6 protein-coding genes and 3 tRNA genes are annotated in these 8,209 nt (G+C 66.6%); 6 read left to right on the forward strand and 3 right to left on the reverse strand.

Annotated features, from left to right (window positions below):
* Nucleotides 1–57: 57 nt before the first annotated feature.
* The 3 genes from AC36XV_RS13665 to AC36XV_RS13675 all read right to left on the reverse strand — a co-directional run bounded on the left by AC36XV_RS13665 (nucleotide 58) and on the right by AC36XV_RS13675 (nucleotide 335).
* Nucleotides 58–131: transfer RNA gene (locus AC36XV_RS13665), tRNA-Ala, on the reverse strand.
* Nucleotides 132–146: 15 nt separating this feature from the next.
* Nucleotides 147–221, reverse strand: a tRNA-Asp gene (locus AC36XV_RS13670).
* Between the two features lie 40 nt (nucleotides 222–261).
* Nucleotides 262–335, reverse strand: a tRNA-Val gene (locus AC36XV_RS13675).
* Between the two features lie 254 nt (nucleotides 336–589).
* Between AC36XV_RS13675 and AC36XV_RS13680 the strand changes: the two genes are divergently transcribed.
* The 6 genes from AC36XV_RS13680 to AC36XV_RS13705 are packed head-to-tail and all read left to right on the forward strand — an operon-like array spanning nucleotide 590 to nucleotide 8,061.
* Nucleotides 590–1,354 (forward strand): cytochrome c3 family protein, encoded by a 765-nt coding sequence (locus tag AC36XV_RS13680; protein WP_492204244.1) that lies wholly within the window; start codon nucleotides 590–592, stop codon nucleotides 1,352–1,354.
* A 20-nt stretch (nucleotides 1,355–1,374) separates the two neighbouring features.
* Nucleotides 1,375–4,371 (forward strand): molybdopterin dinucleotide binding domain-containing protein, encoded by a 2,997-nt coding sequence (locus tag AC36XV_RS13685; protein ID WP_492204245.1) that lies wholly within the window; start codon nucleotides 1,375–1,377, stop codon nucleotides 4,369–4,371.
* Nucleotides 4,371–5,717: an NrfD/PsrC family molybdoenzyme membrane anchor subunit gene (gene nrfD, locus AC36XV_RS13690; protein WP_492204246.1), complete on the forward strand. Its 1,347-nt coding sequence runs from the start codon at nucleotides 4,371–4,373 to the stop codon at nucleotides 5,715–5,717. Before AC36XV_RS13685 ends, nrfD begins: the two co-directional genes overlap by 1 nt.
* 2 nt (nucleotides 5,718–5,719) lie before the next feature.
* On the forward strand, nucleotides 5,720–6,220 hold the full coding sequence (locus AC36XV_RS13695) for a DUF3341 domain-containing protein (RefSeq protein ID WP_492204247.1): 501 nt from the start codon (nucleotides 5,720–5,722) through the stop codon (nucleotides 6,218–6,220).
* Nucleotides 6,217–6,750 carry a c-type cytochrome gene (locus AC36XV_RS13700; RefSeq protein ID WP_492204248.1) on the forward strand — a complete coding sequence of 178 codons (534 nt, stop codon included), beginning with the start codon at nucleotides 6,217–6,219 and terminating at the stop codon, nucleotides 6,748–6,750. The genes AC36XV_RS13695 and AC36XV_RS13700 overlap by 4 nt, the downstream gene beginning before the upstream one ends.
* 39 nt (nucleotides 6,751–6,789) lie before the next feature.
* The gene (locus AC36XV_RS13705; RefSeq protein ID WP_492204249.1) at nucleotides 6,790–8,061 is read left to right on the forward strand and encodes a hypothetical protein; all 1,272 of its coding nucleotides are present in this window, start codon (nucleotides 6,790–6,792) and stop codon (nucleotides 8,059–8,061) included.
* Nucleotides 8,062–8,209 lie beyond the last annotated feature (148 nt).

Below are 8,209 nucleotides of genomic sequence, written 5' to 3' on the forward strand. Positions count from 1 at the left end.
ACCGACGACCGCTCGATTACGAATCGAGTGCTCTACCTCTGAGCTACGGTGGCAGAGTGGAGCCGGCGGGACTCGAACCCGCGACCTCTTGAGTGCGATTCAAGCGCTCTCCCAGACTGAGCTACGGCCCCCTGCTGGGGATGATACGGGGCTGACGGGACTCGAACCCGCGACCTCCGGTGTGACAGACCGGCACTCTAACCAAACTGAGCTACAGCCCCATGAAACTGCGAGGAACAGCTTGTCAAACAGCCGTATCGATGGGGCCTACTGGACTCGAACCAGTGACCTCTACGATGTCAACGTAGCGCTCTAGCCAGCTGAGCTAAGGCCCCCCGAACGCGCGCTCGCGAGCGAGGGGCGCACGCCCCCGCTCGCGAGACCGAAGAAGGTAGTGGAGCCGTCTCGGGAGGTCAAGGTAGAGAGCGACCGATCGGGGTCCAGGGGCCCGGTTGAGGCCCGTCCGCTCGTCTTGCGTCACCCCCCAGATCTGATACCTTGACCCGGCTCAATGACGGGGACCCGTGCGGGGCGCCGGGCGGAAGGCCGCGCACGCCGCTGCAGGATCGTTCGAACACCGACAGGACCCATGACCTCACGTCAAAGGCTTTTCGCCGTCGCCGCGATGGCTGCCGCCGTTCTCTCCGTTGGCTTCTTCGTCTTCGGGAGTATCGCGAAGGACGCGACGGGCCAGGAGTCTCCGGCGATGGCCGCGGCACAGGAGGAGCCGGGGAAGATCGACCCGATCAAGCCGCGCACTCCTACGGGTCAGACCGCCGATGAGGCAATCGCCGCGCACGAGAACGCGACGGAGGGTCCGGAGCAGCCGATCCCGTTCAGCCACCGGTTCCACTCGCAGGAGCTCCTGATGCAGTGTGAATACTGCCACGGGGGCTCGGACCAATCCGCGATCGCCGTGATTCCGGCCGTCGACCTGTGCATGGGATGCCACCGGATCGTGGGAGCCAACCTCGAGCCGATCCAGCGGCTGCGCGGTTACTACGACTCGGGAGAGCCGGTGCCGTGGGAGCGGGTCTACAAGGTGCCGGACTTCGTTCACTTCCCGCACCGAGCGCACATCCGCAGCCAGGTGGAGTGCGAGGAGTGCCACGGTCCGGTCGAGGAGATGGACCGGGTCTACCAGTACTCGTCTCTCAAGATGGGATGGTGCCTCGACTGCCACTGGGGTCCGGGCGAGGACACGGACGTGGCTACGGACCGGCTCCTCGTCGAACAGTACCCCGTGCCGCCGACTCCGGATGAGCGACAGCCGATCGGCCTGTATCCCCGGCAGCTCGACCAGCAGTACGGGGCCAACCGGGCACCGATCGACTGCCTCGCGTGCCACTACTGATGATCACGGACCACGACCGAATGAACGACGGCGACGCGAAGCGCGACGTGAACGGCACCAGCCGGCGCGAGTTCCTCAAGGTGATGGGCGTGGCGGGCGCCGGCGCGGCGGCCGCGGCGTGCGGACCTCCGGACAACGGCGACAAGCTGATTCCGTACCTGATCCCGCCGGAAGAAATCATCCCGGGGACCAACGTCGCGTATGCGACGCTGCTTACGGGTGCGGGGCCGGAGCCGCTGGCCATTCACGCCAGCGTGCGCGACGGCCGGGTCATCAAGCTCGAAGGCAACCCGGACCGACCGACGGGCGGGGCCCTGTCGGCGCTCGCCCATTCGTCTCTCCAGGATCTCTACGACCCGGATCGAGTGCCGGGACCGCGCCAGCGCACCGCGGATGGGCTGACCGAACGGACCTGGGAGGACGCCATCGCGGCGGCCGGTGAGGCCGTGGCCGGCGGCACGACCGTGCTGCTCACACCGCCGGCGCTCGGAACTACTGCCCGCTTCTACCAGGAATGGGCGGCCGCGGTCGGCGCGACCTGGATGCCATGGGAACCCCTGGGACTGGAAGCGCTCAGAACGGCGAATGGCATCGCGTTCGGCGTGGACGCCATTCCCACCTTCGCGATCAACGAGTCGGATCACATCCTGTGCTTCGGCGCCGACTTCCTGGGTACCTGGCTCGCCCCGGTCGAGATGGGCGCCCGCTTCGCCGCGAGTCGCTTCGCGGATCACGGGGTGCAGGCCCGCTTCACCTTCGTCGGGCCGCGTCTCTCCCTGTCGGGTCTCAAGTCGGACGAGTGGATTCCGGCCCGTTCAGGCACCGAGACCCTGGTAGCCCTCGCCGTGGCGCGAGAGGTGGCCGCGCGGAAGGCGGACGGACGAGCGGCGAGGGTCGAAGGACTTCTGGCGCCCTTCACTTTCGATTCGGTGGCCGAGTCCACCGGTGTGGCGGCCGAGAAGCTCGAGGCCCTGGCGGACCAGTTCGCCTCGGCCCGGGCCCCCATCGCTCTGCCCCCCGGTATCGACGGACAGGGTCCGCTGGCGACGGATGCGCACCTGGCGGTCGTCCTTCTCAACTACGTGTCCGGGGCCATCGGTACCACGGTGAGGTTCGACGGCGGGACGATGCGTCCGAGGCACCTCCCGTATGCCGCCATCGCCGATCTGGGCCGCCGCATGACCGATGGCGAGGTTCACACGCTGATCGTGGCCGGGTCGAACCCGGCGTATGCGCTGCCGAGCTCGATCGGGTTCGGCGAGGCGTTGGGCCACGTCCCGAACGTGATCTGCCTGTCCTCCCACGAAGATGAGACCGCGGCGGCTGCCGGCTGGCTTCTCCCATCGCATCACGAGCTCGAGTCGTGGGGCGACGGGCTGCTCGGCCGCGACTGGATGGCCCTGGCGCAGCCGGTCATGCAGCCGGTGTTCGACACGCGTCAGCGGGAGGACATCCTGCTTCAGATCGCCGCCGCGTCCGGTGGAGGCGACACGCTGGGTGCCGAGGACTACCGGACGTACCTGCAGAACGTGTGGCGAGAGTTGCACGGGCGCATGGGCCCGGACCGGCCTTCCTTCGATGAATGGTGGCACCGGGCCCTGTCGGACGGCGGAGTCGCTCTCGCCGTCCCCGAGATCGCCAATCCGGCCCCCGCGCTCACCGCGGCGGCGGCCAACCACTCCTTCCGGACCTTCACGGCACCGGAAGACTTCACGCTCGTGACCTACCCGACGGTGCAGTTCTACGACGGCCGGGGGGCGAACCGGCCGTGGATGCAGGAATTCCCGGACGCCGTCACCAAGGCCGTCTGGAACGCCTGGGTCGAGATCCACCCGGAGACGGCCGGGCCGCTCGGAGTCGAGACCGGCGACCTCGTGCAGGTGCGAACGGAGGCGGGCAGCGTCACGGCTCCGGCCTGCGTCTACCGTGGCATACGGCCCGATACGATCGCGGTGCCGCTCGGCCAGGGACACAGCGCCTACGGTCGGACCGCGGCAGGACGCGGGTTCAACGCCCTGGACCTGCTCGACGGGACGCCCGATGAGCGGAGTGGGGCGCTCGCCTACGCCGGCGCGGCCGCCACGCTGACGGCCACGGGCCGGTCCGGCAAGCTCGTGATCATGCAGGGCAGCGACTCGGATCTCGACCGGGAGATCGCCGAGATCATCAACATCGCGGACGTGCCCAACGCCATGGAGCACGAGATCGATCTCACCACCCTGGTGGAAGCGGCGTATGACTCCGATCCGGCGAGCCCGTACCGCTGGGGCATGACCATCGACCTGAACGCGTGCACGGGGTGCGGCGCGTGCGTGACCGCCTGTTACTCGGAGAACAACCTTCCGGTCGTGGGCGAGGACCTGTGCGGTCAGGGACGGGAGATGTCCTGGCTGCAGATCATGCGCTACTACGAGGAAGTGGAAGACGGCTTCCAGGCGGTCCAGTTCCCGACCCTGTGCCAGCAGTGCGGCGACGCGCCGTGCGAGCCGGTCTGCCCGGTATACGCGGCCTACCACACGCCGGAAGGGCTGAACGGCCAGGTGTACAACCGCTGCGTCGGCACCCGGTACTGCGCGAACAACTGTCCCTACAAGGTCCGGCGGTTCAACTGGTTCACGTACGACTTCCCGTATCCGCTGAACCTGCAGCTGAACCCCGATGTGACGGTCCGGTCGAAGGGCGTGATGGAGAAGTGCACGTTCTGCGTGCAGCGCATCAACCGCGCCAAGCTGGACGCGAAGGCGGAGGGGCGCCTGGTCGAGGACGGAGAGATCCAGACGGCCTGCATGCAGTCGTGCCCGACCCAGGCGATCACCTTCGGCAACCTGAAGGACCCGGCCAGCCGGGTCTCGCGAAAGGCCAAGGGCTCCCGCGGCTACGCCATGCTGGATGAGCTGAACACGCGCCCGGCCGTGACCTACCTGAAGAGCGTGACCCACGCCGCGTTGCCGGAAGGATCGCACGGGCACGGCGGGGGACATGACGAGACGACGGCGGAAGAGGCACCGGAGCACTGATGGCAACAGCTGAGATCGACGTTCCGAGAGAGGGGCTTCCCAGCCTCGCCGACGCGAACCAGGACATCAGCCGGCCGATCTCCACGCCGTACAAGAGATACTGGCTGCTGCTGGCGATCTGTGGCGTGCTCATCGCCGCGGCGGGGGTGGCGTGGGCCTTCCAGATCCGGAACGGCATGGGCATGGCCGGGATCAACAACCCGGTCAACTGGGGCGTCTACATCGTCACCTTCGTGTTCTGGGTCGGCATCGCCCACAGCGGCACCCTGATCTCGGCCGTGCTCTACCTCGTCCGGTCGGGCTGGCGGACGACGATCAACCGCACTGCGGAGGCCATGACCATCTTCGCGGTCATGACGGCGGGGCTGTTCCCGCTCATTCACCTCGGTCGGGTGTGGTACTTCTACTATCTCGTTCCGTACCCGTCGACGCGCCTCCTGTGGCCGAACTTCCGGTCGCCGCTGGTCTGGGACATGTTCGCGATCGGGACGTACTTCACCATCAGCCTGGTGTTCTGGTACCTCGGGCTGATTCCCGACCTCGCCATCCTGCGGGACAAGTTCACCGGTCTGAAGAAGAAGCTGTACGGGGTCTTTTCGCTGGGCTGGCAGGGCACGGTCAAGGACTGGAGCCACTACCGGCGCCTGTACCTGTACCTGGCGGGCATCGCCACGCCGCTGGTGCTGTCCGTGCACAGCGTGGTGTCGTGGGACTTCGCCATGGGGATCGTGCCGGGGTGGCACTCGACGATCTTCGCGCCCTACTTCGTGGCGGGCGCCATTTTCTCGGGTATCGCCATGGTGATCACGATCACCATCCCGCTCCGCTGGGCCTTCGGGCTCGAGAAGTACATCACGAAGTATCACTTCGACAACATGGCCAAGCTCCTGCTGCTGACGTCCCTGATCGTGGGGTACGCGTACGGCATGGAGTACTTCCTCGCCTGGTTCTCCGCGGACCCGATCGAGATCGAGAGCTTCCGATGGCGGGCCACGGGCTTCTACGCCGGTCCGTTCTGGATCATGGTGTTCTGTAACGTCGTGGTGCCGATGAGCCTCTGGTTCAAGCGGACCCGCAACAGCCTCAAGGCGCTGTTCGTCATCTCGGTGTTCGTGAACATCGGGATGTGGTACGAGCGGTTCGTGATCATCGTGACGTCTCTGGCGCACGAGTTCGATCCGAGCGCCTGGCACGTCTACACGCCGTCCCTGACCGAGCTCACCATCATGGTGGGCAGCTTCGCGTGGTTCTTCTTCTGGTTCCTGCTGTTCGCCAAGACGCTGCCGACGATCAGCATCGCGGAAGTGAAGGAGCACCTGGCACACGAGCACGAGCACGGGCACTGAGCATGAGTGGCATTCTGGCCCAGTTCGAAACTCTGGGCGCGACCCGTTCGGCGATCGAACGCCTGAAGTCCGAAGGACACTCGGACCTGGACGTGTACTCGCCCTTCCCGGCTCCGGAGCTGGAGGAGGCGCTGGGGATCGTCTCGAGCCCGGTGCGCCGCTGGGCGCTGATCGGCGGGATCACCGGGTTCACGACGGCCGTCGCCCTCACGGGCCTGACGGCGCTGGCGTATCCCCTGGTCACCCAGGGCAAGCCGATCCTCTCCTGGCCGGCCTACTTCGTGATCATGTTCGAGATGACGATCCTGTTCACCGGGCTGTTCGGTTTCCTCGGCGTGCTGCACCACATGCGGAAGCCCGGTCGCCTGTCGAGCCAGTACCGGACCGACTTTTCCGTGGACCGCTTCGGCGTCTACGTCCGGGCCGCCGCGGGCGCGGAGCAGAAGGGCGTCGAATCGCTGGTCCGGGATGCCGGGGCCGTCGAGGTGGAGGTGGGCGTATGAGCCCCCGAATGCGGCTCCTGGCCGGCGGCGTGCTGCTCACGTTCGGCGTGACCCTGTCGGGGTGCGACGACCAGGTGAAATACGTGCCCTGGTTCGAGACCATGACCCGTCAGCCCTCGGTGGAAACGTACGAGGTCGAGCCGATGATGCCGGTCGAGGGCACGGTCCCGGTCGGATCATCCCGGCATCTGGACCTGCTGGCAGCCGACACCCTGCTCACCAACCCTCTCGATGCGACGCCGGACGTGCTGGAGCAGGGCGAAGTCCTCTTTCTGCAGTTCTGCGTGATGTGCCATGGCGAGACCGGCGCCGGCGATGGCCCCGTAGTGGGCGAGAACCGGCTGCCGCCGCTCCCGACGCTGAACCTGCTGTCGGACCGGGCGATGGATCTGTCCGACGGATACATATACGGGATGATCTCGAACGGACGAGGCGTGATGCCCTCGTACCGCCGTGTCCCTCACGACGACCGGTGGTACCTGGTGGAGTACGTCCGCAAGCTCCAGCGCGAGGCTCCCGCTGCCGAATGAGCGGACGAACACCGTACGCATGAACGGATGGACGATATCTTGAGCTCGCACGATTCTGAGAAGATCCGGGACGTGGCTCTCAACACGGTCTCCGGCCGCGTCAGCGGCCTGGCGGGGGCCCTGTGGCTCGTCGCCATCGTGCTCGGCGGCGCCGGCTTCCTCGTGGCCATCCGACAGGCTCCGCAGCGTGCCTGGCAGGCCGTGTGGATCAACTTCCTGTTCTGGACGGCGCTCGCGCAGGCAGGAGTCGTCTTCGGCGCCGTGCTGGTGGCCGCCAAGGGTCACTGGGGCAAGCCGTTCCGCAGGGTCGCGGAGGCAACCGGGGCCTTCCTTCCGATCTCGCTGATCGTGTTCATCGGGATGTATTGGGGAGCCGACTACATCTTCCCGTGGATGGAACCGATCGAGGGACACATCAACCGGGAGTGGCTCACCCACGACGGCGTCTTCCTGAGGAACGGCATACTCCTGTTCGTGCTCTACGCCATGAGCTTCTACTTCCTGCGGCTCTCCCTCCGGCCCGATGCCCGGCTGGCGGCGGAGAAGCAGACCGGGTGGCGGAAGCGCTACCTGGAGCGTCTGTCGCGCGGATGGCGTGGAGACGATGAGGAGGCGGAGCGCGCCCGCGGCATCATGGGGTGGTTCGGGCCCTTGCTCATCCTGGCCTGGGTGCTGGTGTTCAGTCTGCTCAGCTTCGACATGACCATGTCCCTCATGCCGGGCTTTTACAGCGTGATCTGGGGCGCGCTCTTCTTCATGAGCGGCTGGCTCTGTCTGCTGGCGCTCGTTGCCGTGATCGCACAGAGATACCGCGGCCGATACCACCTGGACGATGTCTGGGGGAAGTACGAGTTCCACGATCTGGGCAAGCTGATGTTCGCCTTCGTGATCTTCTGGAGCTACATGTGGTACTCGCAGTACCTGCCCATCTGGTACGGGAACCTGGGGCGCGAGACGATCTTCTTCGAGCAGCGCCTCGATCATGGCTTCGGTCCCCTGCTCTACCTGCAGATGGCGCTCGTATTCGCGATCCCATTCGCCATGCTGCTCTGGCGGGTGCCGAAGATGAACTCGCGCTACCTGTCGTTCGTCGGGCTGATCATCCTGCTGGGCTTCTGGCTCGAGAAGTACATGGCGGTGGTCCCCTCCACGTGGCACGGTGAGGGCGTCCCGCTGGGGTGGATCGAGGCCGCGGTCACGGCTGGATTCCTGGGGTTGTTCGGCCTCAGCTACTCGATTTACGCCAGCCTCGGGCCGAAGATTCCGATCCAAGAGGCCCTGATCGAAGGAAAGCGGTCCCGCGGCCCCTGACCGCTGCGCGCCACCCGCCTGAGACCCGTCGTCAGGGCGGAGGCGGCAGCGCCTCGGGCGGACGAACCTGCACCGCACCCGGTGCGCGTCGGCCCACGTATTGGTCCAGGAATCCGAGCCGGTCCTCGATCTGGAGGATGCGCTCGAC

This window comes from Candidatus Benthicola sp. (assembly GCF_058719085.1).

Excerpts from the sequence above, each read along its gene's own strand:
- AC36XV_RS13680 (WP_492204244.1), top strand. The coding sequence starts at position 590 with ATGACCTCACGTCAAAGGCTTTTCGCCGTCGCCGCGATGGCTGCCGCC.
- nrfD (WP_492204246.1), top strand. The coding sequence starts at position 4,371 with ATGGCAACAGCTGAGATCGACGTTCCGAGAGAGGGGCTTCCCAGCCTC.
- AC36XV_RS13685 (WP_492204245.1), top strand. The coding sequence starts at position 1,375 with ATGAACGACGGCGACGCGAAGCGCGACGTGAACGGCACCAGCCGGCGC.
- AC36XV_RS13695 (WP_492204247.1), top strand. The coding sequence starts at position 5,720 with ATGAGTGGCATTCTGGCCCAGTTCGAAACTCTGGGCGCGACCCGTTCG.
- AC36XV_RS13700 (WP_492204248.1), top strand. The coding sequence starts at position 6,217 with ATGAGCCCCCGAATGCGGCTCCTGGCCGGCGGCGTGCTGCTCACGTTC.